Below are 17,163 nucleotides of genomic sequence, written 5' to 3'. Positions count from 1 at the left end.
GTGAAGCTCAGCAATCGGCGAGCATCTTGCGCAGCTGCTTGGTGGCCGGCGTGACGATCGCGACGAAATAGGCCTCGCGCAGGCGTCGCTGCGCGCGGTGGCTTTTGAGGTAGCCGCGCGCGCCACAATGCAGCATCGCCGCATGCGCCGCCGCGACGCTGGCTTCGCCGGCGCGAAGCCTGAGCGCGATCACCTTGCGCCAGTAAGTCTCCTCTTCGTTGTAGGGATCGCGCGCCAGCGCCATGGTCTCGGCTTCGAGCTCGGCGGCGAGATCGCGGAAATGCACCGGCTGCTGCGGCAGGTAGCGGTTGATGTGACCGAGCGAACCATCGACCTCGCCCATGATGTTGATGCAATCGCGGATGAGGCCGAGCGCCATGCCGGCCTGCAGCAGGATGAACCCGGCGCGAATCTTCTTGACGAAGGGGCCGGCGGAATCGGCGAGGATCAGCTCATCCGGCACGAAGGCGTCGCGAAACTGCACACCATAGGTGCCGGTGCCGTCCATCGCCATGAACGGCTTGCACGGCGTCAGCGTGATCGCGGGGGCGGAGCAATCGGCCAGGAACATCACTTGCCCCGGCTCGTCCTCGCGCTCGAAGATCGTGCCGAAATAATGACCGGGGCCGAGATTGGAGACCCAGGGCAGCGCACCCCGCACGAGATAGCCGCCCTCGACCTTGCGCCCCTTCAGCTTCAGTTTCTCGATGCCGAAGAAGCTCTTCATCGGGTTGGAAAGCCCGGTGCCGCCGAGCACGCGGCCGGTCGAGAAGCCATCGCCGAAGCGCTTTGCGAGCTTCAGATTGGTCGAGTTGGCGGCGTACCAGACCAGCGTGTTCTGGCACCAGGCCATGAAGGCAGTCGCCCCGCAGACCTCGCCGATAGCAGCCATCGCCTGGATCGCGCAGCGCAGATCGGCGGGGCCTTCGTGAGGGACGTGACTCCCCCACGCCCCGACCGCGCCGAACTTGCGCAGCACCTCTGCCGGATAGACCGAGCCGTCGTCGATCCCGGCGGCAAGCGGCGCGAGATCTTCGCGCGCGATCCGCGCCACCTCGCCTGCAATGGACGGTGCGGGCTGATCCGAAACTTCGACCCGCGATAAAGCCAGTGAACCCATGATCGTCTCCCGCACCTTGTCCTGATTGCCGTCTGCTAGATGCCGACCTCGAGATTGACCGGGCGCGTGAAGGTGTTGGCCACCGGCGACCATTTCTTCACATGGGCGACGAGCGCGTTGATCTCGTCCTGCGCGATGCCCTCGCACTCCATGTCGACCTTGACGCGCACATCGGTGAAGCCGACCGGCTTGTCCGAGGTATCGCCGGTGCCCCAGACCGCGGTGATGTTGAGGTCGCCTTCGAGCTCGAGCTCGAGCTTGTTGACGATCCAGCCGCGATGCACGGCGTTGGCGTGCAGGCCGACGGCAAGGCAGGAGCCGAGCGCGGCGAGCGAAGCCTCCGACGGATTCGGCGCGGTGTCGTCGCCCAGAAGGCCCGGCGGCTCGTCGACGATGTAGGGCGGCAGGTTGCGGATGTAGTTGGCGTGGCGGAATTTTCCTTCCGCGACCGTCTTGCATTTCAAGGTCTTGATGACCTTCGGATTGGCCTTGCCGCTCGCGATCAGTTGCTCGAGGCCATTCTTGTCGATGGGTGCAAGGCACCCCGTCAGCACTGTCTTTTGAACGACGGCAGTCATCATCTTCTCCCTGGCAGCCGCGGAACGCGGCAGGATACCGAACGGTCTGTTTCCTTGCATGGAGCGTGCCAGAGACGGCCAAAAACAAAAGGCGAAGCATTGGAGCCGGTTAGCGAACCCTGCCTGCGGATTGATCAGCGCACCCTTGCTCAAAGGCGATGCAGATGGGCCCTGCCATGCGAATCTTTTCGGCGCGGAACAGATGCGGCTTGCTGATGCGGCGTCGCTGCAGGTAAGTTTGGACTCATGGCAAAGACGTCATCAAAGAAGACCTCGCCCCACGCCGCCGCTGGCGACGACGAATCCGCGCGCGGGCGGCTGCTCAGTGCCGCGTCGCATCTGTTCTGCAAGAACGGCATCAACGCCACCGGCATCGATGCGATCATCGAGGAAGCCGGCACGGCGAAGACGACGCTCTACAAACTGTTCGGCTCCAAGACCAATCTCGTCAACGCAGTGCTTGAGAGCGAAGGCAAGCAATGGCGCGAATGGTTCATCGCCGCCATGGAAGACGGCGGCGGCGACGCGCAGGCCAAGCTGACGCGCATCTTCCCGGCGCTGAAGAGCTGGTTCGCGGAAGAACGCTTCTACGGCTGCCCCTTCATCAACGCGGTCGGCGAGCATGACAAGGACGCCAAGCAGTTCCGCAACATCGCGATGAAGCACAAGAAGATCGTGCTCGGTCACATCGAGAAGCTCGCGGGCGAGCTCGGATCAGCCGAGCCCGCCGTGCTGGCGCACCAGCTCGGCCTCATCATCGACGGCGCCATCGTCGCCGCGATGATCTCGCGGGACCCGGGCGTGGCAGATACCGCAGCACTCACCGCCAGCCCGCTGCTCGGCCAGGCGAAGGCGAAGAAGAAGCGAGCGACGGAGCAGTTAGAACCGGTGTGACTTTGCCGTAATCTCGAAGGGTGGGCAAAGGCGCAAAGCGCCGTGCCCACGATCTGCCTCCACATCGCGAGAATGCGTGGGCACGCTCCGCTTTGCCCACTCTACGAGATCCGTTTCGTGAATCCGTCGATCGCCTCCAGCACCGGCCGCTGGTCCCCCGCGAAGAACCAGTGATCATTGCCGTCGAGCTCGACGAACTCTGCCCCCTTGATCCGGCTCGCGATGTCGCGGCCGGCCGCGATCCGCACGGCCTGGTCGCCGCGCCGGTGCAGCACCAGTGTCGGCACGGAGATCTCAGGCAGGAGATGCCGCACGTCGGCGTCACGAAAGGCCTCGAGCACGGCCGAGATGCCGCCGGGACTGGAGGCCGCACGCAACAGCCCGGCCCACCAGGCGCGCGCCTGGGAATCGGCGGCCAGGCTCGGCGCAAAAGTCTCGATCCCGGCCGGGCCACCCCATTGCGCCACGAGCTGCTTGCTCCAGGCGTCATACTGGCTGGCGCGCAACGCATAAGGATAGTCCTGCGACCAGCAGCCCTTGGCCAGCGCACCGAACAGGATGAGCCCGGCCACGCGGCGCGGTTCGTCGACCGCAAATTTGATGCAGGCCGGCCCGCACTCGGAAGCCCCGAACAGCACGACGCGGCGCGCGTCCAGCGCGCGCAGCACGGTGCCGATATCCGCGGCGGTGACGTCGATGCCGGGCGCAGATCCAACCCGGTCCGACAACCCGATGCCGCGACGATCGAACACGATGAGACGCCCGAGCTTCATCAACGATGACAGAAAGGTCCGGCTCGCCGGATGCTCCCAGGCGCGCTCCACATGCGACACGAAGCCGGGCATCACCAGAATATCGAGGGGGCCGCTGCCATAGGTCTGGTAGGCCAGATGCACAGCGTCGCCCTTCACGTAGCGCGTCATGGGTACGGCATGCGGCGCCGAAGCGGGGGTCATCAGCGCCTCGGTCTCGGCTTCCGGCGCAACGCCAAGCTCGTCCCGCAGCCGCTGTGTCAGGGCCGCGTGTTGACGCTCCGCCGTGCTGCGGTCGCCGGCCAGCAGCAGGCTGCGGATCAGATGCCGGCCATACACTTCGCTGAGCGGATCGAGCTCGACCAGACGATGCGCATGCACTGTGGCGGCAAAATGCTCGCCGGCGGCATTCTTGTCCTGCACAAGGCGCTCCAGCGCGTGCATCAGCCGGCCTCGCAGCGCCTCCCGGCGGAAGAACGCCCAATCGTCGAATTCTGGACAGTCCTCCGGAGCGAAGCCCGCCAGGAAGTCGCCCCGGTAGATCAGACAGGCCTGTTCGAACGCGCCGCGATCGCAGGCCTCCTCGAACAGATGCGAGTCGAGCTTCAGCTCGACGTCCGGCGACCATCGCAGACTGGTGCGGTCCGTCTCGAACACCGACTGGCCGAGCGTGAGCTCGACGCGGTGAAGCAGCCGCCGCAAGCGCGCAAGGCCCGTCTCGCGGGGCGTCTCCGGCCATAGCAGCGTGGCCATGATTTCGCGCGCCACGACGCCCTTGGCCTCGGCGAGATAGACCAGCAGCGCAAGCCCCTTGCGCAAGGCCAGCTTGATCGGGCGGCCATCGGCGTGGACCTCGGGGAACCCGAACGTCCTCAGCGAGAAAGCCGTCATCGAAATCCTCTTCTTCCGGCCCAGGTCTCCCGGGGGACGCGCAGGGGACGGTCCGGTGGGTACGGTCGGGCCAGGTCGAGCCTGCCCGCCGGCGGGCGCCCCGGCTCTGCATGCGGCACCGTCGCCATCGGCACAAGAGGAAAACCCATGTTCGCACGCCTCGCAATCCTGCTCTACGCCATCGTGAGCTATGCCATCTTCACGGTTTCATTTCTCTACGCGCTTGGTTTCGTCGGCAATTATGTCGTGCCGAAGTCCATCGACGTCGGCCCCGCTTCGAATCTGGTCGAAGCCATCGCCGTCAACCTGCTGCTGATGAGCCTGTTCGCCGTCCAGCACACCGTGATGGCGCGCCCGGCCTTCAAGCGATGGCTGGGCGAATTCATTCCCGCGGCCTGCCAGCGCAGCACCTATGTGTTGCTCTCCAGCCTGATCCTCCTCCTGCTGTTCTGGCAGTGGCGGCCGATCCCTGCACCGGTCTGGCAGGCGAGCGGAATTGCAGCCTGGGTGCTGACCTCCGTGCATTGGCTCGGCTGGCTGATCGCGTTCGCCTCGACCCACATGATCGATCATTTCGATCTGTTCGGCTTGCGCCAGGCTGTTCTCGCGTGGCGCGGGGCCGAGATGACCGACCAGTCGTTCCGGACGCCCCTGCTCTACAAGATCGTACGGCATCCGATCATGCTCGGTTTTCTGCTCGCGTTCTGGGCCACGCCCGCGATGACGGAAGGTCACCTGCTTTTCGCGCTCGCCAACACGGCCTACATCCTGGTCGCGTTGCAGTTCGAAGAGCGGGACCTGATCGCCGTGTTCGGCGCAACGTATCAGGAGTATCGCCGGCGCGTTCCGATGCTGGTGCCGGGCCTCCTCGCACGCCGCCGCAACGAAGATCGTCGGCCTGTCGGAGCGCCGCGATGAAAGCCATTCTGTGCCACGCATTCACCGGCCCCGGCGATTTGCGTCTCGGCGAGATTGCCGAGCCCCGGCCCGCCGCTGACGAGATTCTCATCGACGTTCATGCAGCGTCGGTAAGCTTCATGGACCAGCTGCTGGTTTCCGGTCTCTACCAGATGCGGCCGCCGACGCCTTTCGTACCCGGCACGGAAGCCTCCGGAACCGTCGTCGCAATGGGCGACAAGGTGACGAAATTCGCGCCCGGCGATCGTGTGGCCTGCAGCAGCTGGACCGGCGGCTACGCCGAACGGATGATCGCGAAGGAATCCAAGTGCGTCCGCCTGCCTGACGGAGTTGCGTTTGAAGCGGCGGCCACGGTGCTGCACAATTACGGCACGGCCCATTATGCGCTGGTCGAGCGGGCACGCGCGGCGCGGGATGAGACGCTGCTCGTCACCGGCGCTGCCGGCGGGGTCGGGCTTGCCGCGGTCGATCTCGGCCGTCACCTCGGCCTGCGTGTCGTCGCCGGTGTCGGCTCCGACGACAAGGCGGCCCTGGTGCGCGATTACGGCGCCAGCGAGGTCATCAACTATCGCAGCGGAGATCTGCGGGAGCGGATCAAGTCGATTACATCAGGAGAAGGCATCGATATCGGCTTCGACAATGTCGGTGGCGCGATCTTCGAGCAGATGGCGAGACTGATGAGATGGGGCGGACGGCTGCTGCCGATCGGCTTCACCGGCGGCGCGATTCCGTCCCTCCCGATGAACCTGCCGCTGCTGAAGAACTATTCCATCGTCGGTGTCTTTGCCGGTGCCTGGGCGGAGAAATTTCCCGATGAAGCCGCGCGGATGAACGACACGCTGATGCAATTGCTGGCCGGCGGGCAAATCCGCCCCCATATCGACCGCATCCTCCCTTTGGAGGAAGCCGGCAACGCCATGCGCGCCGTGGCTGGCCGCACGGTTCAGGGGCGAATTGTGCTCAGGATCAGGTAGAGTGCGCGCCATGACGGAGATCATCATCGACAAGCGCTATTGCGGCCCGCCGAACTCCGGCAATGGCGGCTATGTCTGCGGCCGGCTCGCCCGTCACATCCCCTCGGCTGCGGAAGTGACGCTGCGCGCACCGCCTCCCCTCGACAAGCCGCTCGATGCAATCGCGCGGGACGACGGCACATGGGAGCTTCGCGACGCCGGCAAGACCGTCGCCACCGGCCGCGCCGTGAGCTTCGAGCTTGCGCAGGTCGAGACAGCGACCTTGCCGGAAGCGCGCGCGGCCGAATTGCTGGCGCTGTTCAGGCCAGACGAGCATCCGCTGCCACACTGTTTCGTCTGCGGGCCCGCAAGGAAAGAAGGCGACGGCCTGCGCATCTTCGCCGGCCCGCTCAACCGTCGTGGACAGACTCCCGTTCTCGCCGCGAGCTGGGCGCCCGATCCGAATCTCGCCGCCGGGGATGGCCTCATCGCACCCGAATTCCTCTGGTCCGCGCTCGACTGCCCCACCGGCTTTGCCTGCAATTACGATCAGCAGAGCTTGAGCTTCGAGAAGACCCCGCTCCTGCTCGGACGGATGTCAGCCCGCATCGAAGCCCGGCCCCGCCCCGATGAGCCCTGCATCATCACGGCCTGGCCCACCGGCCGCGACGGCCGCAAGCGCACGGCCGATGCCGCGCTCCATGATGAAGCCGGGAGGCTGCTGGCCGTGGCTCGCACGACCTGGATCGCGGTGGAGCGCGAGGTGCAGCTCGGGCGCGGCTGATACAAATTCGATTCCGCAGGATGACAAGACCGCACTACGCCAACGTCTTGGAGAAACCCGCCGCAAGATGATCGATCAGAGCGCGCACGGCCCTCGGCAGGCCGCGTCGTGTCGTGAACACGAGATGCACGATGCCCTGGTGACCGCGCCAGTCTGACAGCACATGGACGAGCTTGCCCTGATCGAGCGCCTCCCGGCAGAGGTGATCCGGCAGCAGTGCGATACCGAGACCGGCAACCGCCGCATCACGCACGGCGCTGAAGTCACCGCATCCCATCCGCGGCTCGTGCCTGTGGATACGAGCTTGCCCGTCATTCGTTTCCAAATGCCATTCGACCATCGCGTCGTCATCGGACGTCGCGAGCGTCGGAAGCGCAGCAAGATCGTCGAGAGTTCGCAGCCGGCTTGCCAATTGCGGGCTTGCGACGAGGATCCGCATCGAAGTGCCCAGCGTCCGCATCGTGAGTGCCGCGTCGCCGACGAGCACAGAACGGACCCGCAGGGCCACGTCGATCCGCTCCTCGATCAAGTCCACGGGCCGGTCGATGGCGACGAGCTGCAGGCGTACCTTGGGATACCGCGTCAGGAAGCTCGTCACGAGTCCGGACATCTCCCCGACCATGCCGGTCGGACAGCTGAAACGAATGCGGCCGTGCGGCTCGGCCTGCGCTTGCGTGACCAGCGCCTCGGCCTGTTCGGCCTCCGCCATGATGGCCCGACAACGCTCGTAGAAGGCCTGGCCCACCTCGGTGACGCGAAAGCGTCGACTTGAGCGTTCGATCAGGCGCAACCCCAGGCGTTCCTCCAGCCCGGCAATCCGCCGGCTCAGCTTTGATTTGGGCTCGCGCAGCGCCCTTCCTGCGGCGGCAAATCCACCGTGCCCGACCACCTCGGCAAAATAGGCAAAGTCGTTCAAATCAGCTTTCATCGTTCCTCCCATAGAACGCTAAGTACCAGATTTGCGTTCTACCGGCACCATCGTTCCGAAAGCATATACGACAAGCGACGGCGCTTTTGCCGGGAGCTTCCAAAGGAGACGGACGATGACGAACAGGTTCAACAACAAGGTCGTGGTGGTGAGCGGCGGCACGAGCGGCATCGGCCTCGCCACCGCGAAGGCTTTTGCGGCTGAGGGCGCCTCGGTGTTCATCACCGGTCGCCGCCAGGACACTCTGGACGCGGCGGTGAAGTCGATCGGCGGCCGCGTGACCGGCGTGCAGGGCGACATGGCCGTCCTTGCCGACATCGACCGGCTCTACGACGCTGTTCAGAAAAAGCATCAGCAGATCGACGTGATCTTCGCCAATGCCGGCGGCGGCGAGTTCGCACCGCTCGGCGCGATCACGGAGGAGCACTATCAACGCACATTCGACACCAACGTGAAGGGCGTCCTCTTCACCGTGCAAAAGGCGCTGCCCTTGCTCCGCGACGGCGCTTCGATCGTCCTGAACGCATCGACCACGAGCGTGTCGGGGACACCCGCCTTCAGCGTCTATTCGGCGACCAAGGCCGCCGTCCGCAACTTCGCGCGCAACTGGATCCTCGATCTGAAGGACCGGCGCATCCGCGTCAACGCGGTCAGCCCCGGCGTGACTGAGACGCCCGCGTTGAACCATCTGTTCGGCGGCGGTGAGCAGGCCGAAGGCACCAAGTCATATCTGGCGGGACTCATCCCGGCCGGCCGCATAGGCCAGCCCGAGGAGATCGCCAAGGCCGTGCTGTTCCTCGCCTCCGACGACGCAAGCTTCGTCAACGGCGTCGAGCTGTTCGTCGACGGCGGTCAGGTTCAGATCTGAACGGACCTTGCACAGGATCAATCACGGAAATGCCAATGACCCAGACAAATGAATCGGCGGATCGCATCCACGAGCTCCTTCGCCGCAACCTTCAGGAAGTCTTCGGCGAGGGCGACGCAAAGCGCCGCCGCGCCGCAATCGACGAGCTCTGGACGGAGAACCCCACTCTGTATGTCCCGCCCGGCGTGATTGCCGGCCGCGACGCGATCGACAAGTTCGCCGGCGATCTGCGCGGCACGCATCCACACTTCGTCTACACGCCGACGGGCGAACCGCAGGCGCTTCACAATGCAGGCCGGTTGGCCTGGAGATCTGGCCCCCGCGGCGAGGCTCCCGACTACACCGGATGGGACGTCATCATCGTGGAGAGCGGCAGGATCGCCGCACTCTATGTGTTTCTCGACCAGCCCGCGACGTGAACGCTGCCTCGCGCTTCCCTGCCTCCGCAAGGTTGATCGGCATGGTGGCACGCCCAGCTTCGGCCGCCGGACATTCCGTCCGGCGGCAAGGCGAACCGCGTGAATTTACCTTCCATGAAGCACGGCTTGCGATCGGGGAACCCTGTAAACACGGCTTTAGGCCCCCCTGCGCCTTATCATCCGCCGGACAAGGGGATTTGGGATGCGGTCCGACGCTGGACGATATAGCTTGCCACGCTGGCGCCTGATGCGGTGGTTGACGGACGTCGGCCCCGACGTACCGGCCGACATTCGTGCGGCCCTCATCGCCCAACTCTTCGGTGCGGTCCCGATCTTTGCCGGCGGCGCCATAAATTCGGTCGCGATCGCGGCCATCATCGCCTATCGACAGCAGACGGCGCCGCTCATTGCCTGGTTCGTGCTTGAACTCGTGATTTGCCTGGCGCGTCTCGCGATCCTGCTCGCGGCGCATCGCGCGATCCGGCTGCACCGGCCGACCCCGACCGATCTTCATCTCCTGTTCTCGATGGCCTGGAGCCTGAGCCTCGGCCTCGGCGCGATGGCGAGCATCGCGAGCGGCGACTGGCTCGTGGCGATGCTTGCTTGCATGTCCACGGCGGCGATGATCGGCGGCATCTGCTTCCGCAATTTCGGTGCGCCGCGATTTGCCGGGCTCATGATCCTGATCAGTCTCGGCCCGATCGCCGTCTACATCCCGTTTCTCGGCGAGCCGGTGTTGTACATCATGATCTATCAGATCCCGATGTATCTCGCGGCCATGGCCGGCGCGGCCTTCCGGCTCAACCGGATGCTGATCACGACCATGCGGGCCGAGCGCGAGAACAGCCACCGCGCGGACCACGATGCACTTACCGGGCTCTTGAACCGCGCCGGATTCCTCGATGCGTTGGAGGCGAAGCTCGCGCGCCCGCTTCGCGAAGACCGTCCCTTTGCCCTGTTCTTCTCCGACCTCGACGCGTTCAAGCCGATCAACGACACGTTCGGACATGCAGCCGGCGATCAGGTGCTCAAGGTGGTCGCCGAGCGGCTGCGCAAGGCGGTGCCCGGAGGCGCAGCCGTGGCGCGGATGGGCGGCGACGAATTCGTCGCGCTGGTCGATGGCATCACGGCCGATCAGGCGCTGGCGATGGGACAACGCATCGTCGACGAGATCGCAGCCCCCTGCCAGATCGATGGCGAGACCCCTGTCACCATTGGTGCGAGCGTCGGCATCGCAATGGCGCCCGATCACGGATCTCAGGTCGACGAATTGCTCGTGGTCGCGGATATGGCCCTCTACGAGGCGAAATCCGGCGGCAAGTCACGCTGCTGCCTAGCCGGGCTCGATATCGGCCTGACCGCGCTGCGCCGGCTTCAGCACAATGGCAGGCGGCCTGCGAACGCGGCCAGCGTCGCCGCCTGAGCCGCAAGCGCACCCCTTTGCCCACTATGTGGAGCCTCAAGCCGTCGAGCGGCGTTGAACCCGCGGTTGATCAAAGATACGCTCGCAAATGTTGGTCAACCGACAGCGCCAGGGGGACGCGATGGTTCGCAAGTTTGCGGCATCTGCAATCGTTGCCACGGTCATTTGGATCTCTGGCGTCGCATCCGCCGCCGCCCAGCAGCGGGAGTTCAACGCGCCCGATCTGGTGATCCTCAACGGAAAGGTTCTGACGCTGGATGACCGGTCCACGGTCACGGAGGCCGTGGCCGTCGCGGATGGCAGGATCATCGCAACGGGGACCAGCGCTTCGATGAGATCGCTTGCCGGCGCTCGGACCCGCGTGCTCGACGTGTCAGGCAAGACCGTCATTCCCGGGTTGATCGATACGCACGCTCACTTCAAGGCCGCTGGTCTGGGCGACTACGTCGTCATCATGGGCCGCGCCAAGACCGTCGCCGAAGCGCTCGAGGCCATCAAGTCATTCGCTGCGAAGAGGAAGCCGGGCGAGTGGATCGTGGGTGGCGCGTGGCATCCGCCGTCTCAACTGGCCGAGAAGCGCTACCTGACGCGGCAGGAGATCGATAGCGTGGCGCCGGACAACCCGGTCTATCTCCGCACCGTCGGGCATTTCTCGATGGCGAACACCATGGCTCTGCAACGGGTCGGCGTCGACAAGACCACCGAGGATCCGAGTGGTGGAAAGTTCGAGCGCGATGCGGCCGGAGAGTTGACCGGCCTGCTGGTGGAGACGGCGATCGATCGGGTCGAGAAGGCGGTGCCGCCCTGGACGGAAGACGACGAGATGCGGCAATTCACCATTGCCGAAGGCGTGCTGAACAGCTTCGGCATCACCAGCGCGATCGAAGGCGCGACAGAGCCACGCGATATTCGCACGCTGCAGAAGCTTGTCGCATCCGGCAAAGCCACCTTGCGCACAGGTGTGATGTTTCGACCTGAGCCTCCGGCCGATCTGACCGCATGGGAAGCGATCGTGTCGGGCAACGGAGCCTCTTCGGGCTTCGGCGACGATTGGCTCAAATTCGCCGGCATCAAGATCTTCTACGACGGCGGCATGACGTTGAAGACGGCGCTCATGCGCGAGGTGTATCCGGATTCACATGACAACTACCATGGCATCGCGCAGCAGACGCCCGAGCGGCTGAAGCAACTCATCTCCATCTGCAACCGGTATGATTGGCGCGTCGGTGTTCACGTCGTGGGCGACCTCGGTATCGACCAGGTGCTCGATGCGTTCGAGGCCGTGGATAAGGAAAAATCGATCCGCGACCGGCGCTTCGTCCTCATTCACGCCAGCCTGATCCGGCCGGAGCAGATGGAACGTGCGCAAAGGCTGGGTGTCCGCATCGATTTCCAGAACGTTTTCATGTGGGACAAGGCAGCGACCGTCGAACGTTTTCTCGGGAAAGCGATCGCCGACCGCGCCGTGCCGACCAGGACGTTGATCGAAAAAATGGGGCTCGACAACCTCGGCGCCGGGACGGATTTTCCCGTCAACCCGATCAACCCCTTCCTCAACATGTACATCATGGTGACCAGGAAGGACCCCGCCGGAAAAATCTACGGCGCGACGGAAGCCATCACCCGCGAGCAGGCCCTGCGCCTCTACACCAGTGCGGCCTCGCGCTACACCTTCGATGAAGCGCGCAAAGGGACCATTGAGCCCGGAAAGCTTGCGGACATGGTCGTGCTCTCCGCCGACTACACGGCCGTGCCGGAGGAGCAGATCAAGGACATCAAGGCGGACATGACGCTCGTGGGCGGCAAGGTTGTCTTTCAGCGCTGAGCCGGTGCGGAGGCAGCTATTGCACCGGACGTGAATCGCTGCCGGGTTTCGTCTCGAGCTTGTGAAGTTCTGCCTTGGCTGCAGCCCATTCCAAAAAGCGCTTCGGACATTCGTCCGCGGCGGCGCGCAGCAGCCGTACGGCTTGATCAGCTCCCTGCTCCAGCCCCAGCTCGCCGGCATAGAAGTTCGCTTCGCAGAGCCGCTCCCTTGTCTTTTGCACGGAATTGTCTTGCGCAGACGCGAGCAAGGCTTCGAAACTTATCTCGCCCAGGAAGAAGCTAAGGATGGGCGCGGGCCAACGAGACGGGTCGAGCAGCTTTACACCTTCACCGAGCTCACTCCCGCTGCCGCTCTTTCGTTGGGCGAGATCGAACCACAGCTGCGTATAGGCATCCTTCCGATCCAGTTCGTTCGATCGACGGAGGTCGGCAAGTGCCTCCGTCAGATGGCCGGACTGGAAGTGGATGGCCCCACGCAAGCGATGGAATCCGGGGTTATTGGAATTGATCTCGATGGCCATGTCGAGGTTCGACAATGCCTTTTCCAGATCGCCTCGGACCTGAAAAGCCCTGGCGCGACCGACATAGGGCCGCGGGTCCTTCGGGGTGAGCTGGACCGCGCGGTCGAAGTCGGCCAATGCAAGATCAATCTGGCCGCGCGCGAGATAGATGTCGGCCCGGCAGAATTGGCCAATCCAACGGTCTGGGCCGATCTCGATCGCCCGCGCACAATCGGCCAAGGCGCGATCCGGCTCGCCCTTTGTCTCATAGGCAAAGCTGCGACCGATATAGGCATGGACATTGTCCGGATGGATCAGAAGGGCACGGTCATAGTCGGCGATGGCGCGATCGACATCGTCGTTCGCGTACAGCCGCGCACGCCCAAGATACGCATAGGTATTCCTGGGATCGAGCCCGATGACCTTGTCGTAATCCGCAAGCGCGGCTTCGTTGTCGCGTCTCTGGACGTATATGGAAGCACGATTAAGTCGCGCATTCACATTGCCCGGATCGCGCTCGATGATCTGGTCGTAGTCCGCAAGCGCAAGATCGACCTCACCCTTCTGGCGGTAGAACATGGCGCGGCGGAAGCGCGCCATGACGACACCTTGCTGCATGCCGGTCGCCGACTGGATAATGGCGGTGCAGCCCGCAATGCGGTCGTCGACGCTGAGATTGCCGACGGCGTTGCACTTGGAGGGCAAAGGCGTTTCGGCGCGGGCGCCTGATATCAGGACGATCAGCGCCACAACACCGAAGCTTGCTGCCGCACAGGCTTGTGCGCGGCCGACGGTCCCAAACATGTCGTTCCCACTCAATTGCCGGGAACGACATAGCAATCGATCCTGTCTCTGCACAGCCCTTGGTTGAAGCCGTGTACAGAGCGGGAGTCGTTTGGCCCAAACGCTCAAGCCGGCTCCCCGCACCCTGCCAGACTTGCGCGACCTACGCGCCCTGCTCCATCATCCCCTGCAGCCGCACCAGTTCCGCCTCCAGATCCCGCTCCACATCGGCCGCGCGGATGTCGAGCACGCGATAGTCCCGCGCCTCGAGCCAGCTCCGCCGTCCCGCACGATCGGCCGCGATCGCCTCGCCCTCGCCCGGGTTGACCAGCTCGATCGCGATCCGGTGCGGGAAGGAGACGAAGTCGGGAATATGCCGCCCCACCGGGGTCTGGCGCTTGAACTGGCCCGCAAAGCGGCGGTCGCGGGTCAGGGCCTGCCAGAGCAGGCGCTCGGCATCGGTCGGGTTGCGGCGGAGCAGGCGGGCCAGGCCGCGCACGGTCGAGCCGCTGTCGGGAACGCCGCCGCCCTGCCCGTGCTCGGCGAGCAGCGCGCGCAGGCGCGTGGCCTGCTCGCCGTCGAGCACGCCGCCCTTGGCCGGGCCCTTGCGCCCTTCCGCGATCGCCATGATCACCCCGTGCAGGGTGTGCATGTCCTGCTTGGTCGGCTCCATCCGGCTGAAGATGTTGCGCAGGTTGACCAGCATGGTGTCGCGCTTCTCGGCCGGCCGCAGGAATTCCACCTTGTCGAGCTCGCGGATGAGGTTGTCGAAGAAGGCCTGCATCTGGTGCTGCGAGGCGCGCTCGGACCGTTCCGGCATGGCATGCGGCAGCTCACCGGACGTGGCGCGCTTGAACCATTCATAGCCGACCAGGAGCACGGCCTGGGCCAGGTTGAGCGAGGCAAACCCCGGATTGACCGGGAAGGTGATGATGCGGTTGGAGAGCCCGACCTCCTCATTGGTCAGTCCCCAGCGCTCGCGGCCGAACAGGATGCCGGCCTTGCCGCCGCTCGCGACGTGGCCGGATATCTCGGCCGCGGCGGCCTCAGGCCCCACCACCGGCTTGGCCTGGTCGTGGGGGCGCGCGGTGGTGGCAAACAGCAGGTCGAGGTCGGCGACCGCCTCTTCGACCGTGCCGAACAACTGGACCTTTTCCAGGATGTGGTCGGCACCGGCCGCCGCCCGCTGCGCCGCGATGTTGGGCCAGCCGTCCCTGGGGTTGACGATGCGCAGGGCGCCGAGCGCGAAATTGCCCATGGCGCGCGCGGCCATGCCGATGTTTTCGCCGAGCTGCGGCTCGACCAGGATCACGATGGGACCGTCGAGGGACAGGCCGGCCTTGCTCTTGTCAGTCCCCGACATCTCGTTTCGCCTTCACGCTGTCCCTCAAGGCCTTGGCAAGGCCGCCTCAGGAATTGATTCAAGCCGGTCACCAAGATCTCCTTGGGACCGGCTGCCCGTTCGCCTGTCGTTTGCCTGTCCTGACGAAATTCTCAAGGGAAATAACGGGTTGGAATCGACTTTTGAATCTCGTCTGAAGCCTGAGGCGCGCCCCGGCCTGGGGGCCGCTCCCCGCCCCTCGTCTGTGGAGGCTGGATGGGCTAAAAGTGCATAATCCCTTGGCTTTCGCCCGCCGCGTCTGGGTGCTATGAGGCGGCGGATATTCCCGTGGCGCGCCAAAAGCGCCGTTCCCAAGAGGCTTCCCCGATCATGGCAAAAATCAAGGTATCCAATCCCGTCGTCGAACTCGATGGCGACGAGATGACCCGGATCATCTGGCAGTACATCAAGGACAAGCTGATCACCCCGTTCCTGGATGTCGAGCTGATGTATTTCGACCTGGGCATGGAGTACCGCGACCACACCAACGATCAGGTCACCATCGACGCCGCCGAGGCCATCAAGAAAGTCGGCGTCGGCGTCAAATGCGCCACCATCACCCCGGACGAGGCCCGGGTGAAGGAGTTCAACCTCAAGCAGATGTGGAAGTCGCCGAACGGCACCATCCGCAACATCCTCGGCGGCGTGATCTTCCGCGAGCCGATCATCTGCAAGAACGTGCCGCGCCTGGTTCCCGGCTGGACCAAGCCGATCATCATCGGCCGCCACGCCTATGGCGACCAGTACCGCGCCACCGATTTCAAGTTCCCGGGCAAGGGCACCCTGTCGATGAAGTTCGTCGGCGAGGACGGCACCGTGATCGAGAAGGAAGTGTTCAAGGCGCCGGGCGCCGGCGTCGCCATGGAGATGTACAATCTCGACGACTCCATCATCGACTTCGCCCGCGCCTCGCTCAATTACGGCCTGCTGCGCAACTACCCGGTCTATCTCTCGACCAAGAACACGATTCTGAAGGTCTATGACGGCCGCTTCAAGGACATCTTCCAGGACATCTACGACCGCGAGTTCAAGAAGGAATTCGAGGCCAAGGGCCTGACCTACGAGCACCGCCTGATCGACGACATGGTGGCCTCGGCGCTGAAATGGTCCGGCGGTTACGTCTGGGCCTGCAAGAACTACGACGGCGACGTGCAGTCCGACACGGTCGCGCAGGGCTACGGCTCGCTCGGCCTGATGACCTCGGTGCTGCTCACCCCCGACGGCAAGACCGTCGAGGCGGAAGCTGCCCACGGCACCGTGACCCGCCACTACCGCGAGCACCAGAAGGGCAAGGAGACCTCGACCAACTCGATCGCGTCGATCTTCGCCTGGACCCGTGGCCTCGCCCACCGCGCCAAGCTCGACAACAACGCCGAGCTCGCCAAGTTCGCCAATACCCTGGAGAAGGTCTGCGTCGACACCGTCGAGGCCGGCTACATGACCAAGGACCTCGCGCTGCTGGTCGGTGCCGACCAGCGCTGGCTCTCGACCACCGGCTTCCTGGACAAGGTCGCCGAGAACCTCGGGAAGGCGCTGGCGGCCTGAGCCGTCCGCAATTTCGCCCGACTGGGCCAGACATCATCGCGGGCCGCGCAACAGCGCGGCCCGTTTCTTTTTGGGACCTTGCCCGGAGATGCCACCATGTTGATCAAGCTTGCCGGCCCCGCAATGCTGCTCGCGGCCCTGATCGGACCGGCCGGAGCTGCCGAGCCGCTTCCCGACGCTATCGCCGCCCCCGGCGAGAGCGTCGTGCTCAGCGTCCACGCCGAGGGCGCGCAGGTCTATGAATGCAAGGCCGCCGCCGACGGCAAGCTCGCCTGGGCCTTCCGCGAGCCGATCGCGACGCTGCTCTCCGAAGGCAAGACGATCGGCCGGCACTATGCCGGCCCGAACTGGGAGCTCGCCGATGGCAGCGCGGTGGTCGGCAAGGCTATCGGCAATGCGCCGGGCACAACAGTGGCCGACATCCCCTGGCTGAAGCTGGAAGTGACCGCCCACCGCGGCAGCGGCACGCTGACGCCGGTCGACACAGTCCAGCGCATCAACACCCAGGGCGGCAAGCTGGACGGCGCGTGCGACAAGGCCGGCGAGTTCAGAAGCTCACCCTACTCCGCCGATTACGTCTTCCTGAAGAAGGGCTGAGACCG

16 protein-coding genes are annotated in these 17,163 nt (G+C 64.8%); 10 read left to right on the top strand and 6 right to left on the bottom strand.

Annotated elements, in window-relative coordinates:
• Positions 1-7: 7 nt before the first annotated feature.
• Positions 8-1,120: an acyl-CoA dehydrogenase family protein gene (locus TSA1_RS12625; protein ID WP_174718876.1), complete on the bottom strand. Its 1,113-nt coding sequence runs from the start codon at positions 1,118-1,120 to the stop codon at positions 8-10.
• A 35-nt stretch (positions 1,121-1,155) separates the two neighbouring features.
• A complete protein-coding gene (locus TSA1_RS12620) occupies positions 1,156-1,698 on the bottom strand; it encodes an OsmC family protein (protein ID WP_100181097.1) in 543 nt (180 codons plus the stop codon).
• Between the two features lie 246 nt (positions 1,699-1,944).
• Here TSA1_RS12620 and TSA1_RS12615 point away from each other — a divergent pair, with 246 nt between their 5' ends.
• Positions 1,945-2,592, top strand: coding sequence for a TetR/AcrR family transcriptional regulator (locus tag TSA1_RS12615; protein WP_100176653.1), 648 nt, complete (start codon positions 1,945-1,947; stop codon positions 2,590-2,592).
• 101 nt (positions 2,593-2,693) lie between these two features.
• Here TSA1_RS12615 and TSA1_RS12610 read toward each other — a convergent pair whose 3' ends face one another.
• On the bottom strand, positions 2,694-4,235 hold the full coding sequence (locus TSA1_RS12610; protein ID WP_100176652.1) for a bifunctional AfsR/SARP family transcriptional regulator/alpha/beta hydrolase: 1,542 nt from the start codon (positions 4,233-4,235) through the stop codon (positions 2,694-2,696).
• 147 nt (positions 4,236-4,382) lie between these two features.
• Here TSA1_RS12610 and mddA point away from each other — a divergent pair, with 147 nt between their 5' ends.
• Genes mddA through TSA1_RS12595 form a run of 3 tightly spaced genes read left to right on the top strand, consistent with a single transcriptional unit; the run spans position 4,383 to position 6,890 of the window.
• Positions 4,383-5,153 (top strand): methanethiol S-methyltransferase, encoded by a 771-nt coding sequence (mddA, locus tag TSA1_RS12605; protein WP_100176651.1) that lies wholly within the window; start codon positions 4,383-4,385, stop codon positions 5,151-5,153.
• Positions 5,150-6,127, top strand: coding sequence for an NADPH:quinone oxidoreductase family protein (locus TSA1_RS12600; RefSeq protein WP_100176650.1), 978 nt, complete (start codon positions 5,150-5,152; stop codon positions 6,125-6,127). The genes mddA and TSA1_RS12600 overlap by 4 nt, the downstream gene beginning before the upstream one ends.
• A 10-nt stretch (positions 6,128-6,137) precedes the next feature.
• Entirely contained in the window at positions 6,138-6,890 is a 753-nt protein-coding gene (locus TSA1_RS12595) for a PaaI family thioesterase (protein WP_100181096.1), read from the top strand.
• A 34-nt stretch (positions 6,891-6,924) separates the two neighbouring features.
• Here TSA1_RS12595 and TSA1_RS12590 read toward each other — a convergent pair whose 3' ends face one another.
• On the bottom strand, positions 6,925-7,818 hold the full coding sequence (locus TSA1_RS12590; protein WP_100176649.1) for a LysR family transcriptional regulator: 894 nt from the start codon (positions 7,816-7,818) through the stop codon (positions 6,925-6,927).
• A 115-nt stretch (positions 7,819-7,933) separates the two neighbouring features.
• Between TSA1_RS12590 and TSA1_RS12585 the strand changes: the two genes are divergently transcribed.
• The 4 genes from TSA1_RS12585 (at position 7,934) to TSA1_RS12570 (ending at position 12,353) form a co-directional block, all read left to right on the top strand.
• On the top strand, positions 7,934-8,686 hold the full coding sequence (locus TSA1_RS12585) for an SDR family NAD(P)-dependent oxidoreductase (protein ID WP_100176648.1): 753 nt from the start codon (positions 7,934-7,936) through the stop codon (positions 8,684-8,686).
• Between the two features lie 35 nt (positions 8,687-8,721).
• Positions 8,722-9,105, top strand: a complete 384-nt coding sequence (locus tag TSA1_RS12580) for a nuclear transport factor 2 family protein (protein ID WP_100176647.1) — start codon at positions 8,722-8,724, stop codon at positions 9,103-9,105.
• Positions 9,106-9,352: 247 nt separating this feature from the next.
• Positions 9,353-10,528: a GGDEF domain-containing protein gene (locus tag TSA1_RS12575; protein WP_100181095.1), complete on the top strand. Its 1,176-nt coding sequence runs from the start codon at positions 9,353-9,355 to the stop codon at positions 10,526-10,528.
• Between the two features lie 121 nt (positions 10,529-10,649).
• On the top strand, positions 10,650-12,353 hold the full coding sequence (locus tag TSA1_RS12570; RefSeq protein ID WP_100176646.1) for an amidohydrolase: 1,704 nt from the start codon (positions 10,650-10,652) through the stop codon (positions 12,351-12,353).
• Between the two features lie 16 nt (positions 12,354-12,369).
• Here TSA1_RS12570 and TSA1_RS12565 read toward each other — a convergent pair whose 3' ends face one another.
• Entirely contained in the window at positions 12,370-13,656 is a 1,287-nt protein-coding gene (locus TSA1_RS12565; protein ID WP_100176645.1) for a tetratricopeptide repeat protein, read from the bottom strand.
• A gap of 142 nt (positions 13,657-13,798) precedes the next feature.
• Positions 13,799-14,998, bottom strand: coding sequence for a TrmJ/YjtD family RNA methyltransferase (locus TSA1_RS12560; RefSeq protein ID WP_100176644.1), 1,200 nt, complete (start codon positions 14,996-14,998; stop codon positions 13,799-13,801).
• 348 nt (positions 14,999-15,346) lie between these two features.
• Between TSA1_RS12560 and TSA1_RS12555 the strand changes: the two genes are divergently transcribed.
• Positions 15,347-16,561 carry an NADP-dependent isocitrate dehydrogenase gene (locus tag TSA1_RS12555; protein ID WP_100176643.1) on the top strand — a complete coding sequence of 405 codons (1,215 nt, stop codon included), beginning with the start codon at positions 15,347-15,349 and terminating at the stop codon, positions 16,559-16,561.
• Between the two features lie 96 nt (positions 16,562-16,657).
• On the top strand, positions 16,658-17,158 hold the full coding sequence (locus TSA1_RS12550; protein ID WP_100176642.1) for a DUF3455 domain-containing protein: 501 nt from the start codon (positions 16,658-16,660) through the stop codon (positions 17,156-17,158).
• Positions 17,159-17,163: the final 5 nt, after the last annotated feature.

Source organism: Bradyrhizobium nitroreducens (assembly GCF_002776695.1).
GTDB classification, from domain to species: Bacteria; Pseudomonadota; Alphaproteobacteria; order Rhizobiales; family Xanthobacteraceae; genus Bradyrhizobium; species Bradyrhizobium nitroreducens.
This window is presented reverse-complemented; position numbering and strand designations above follow the sequence as displayed.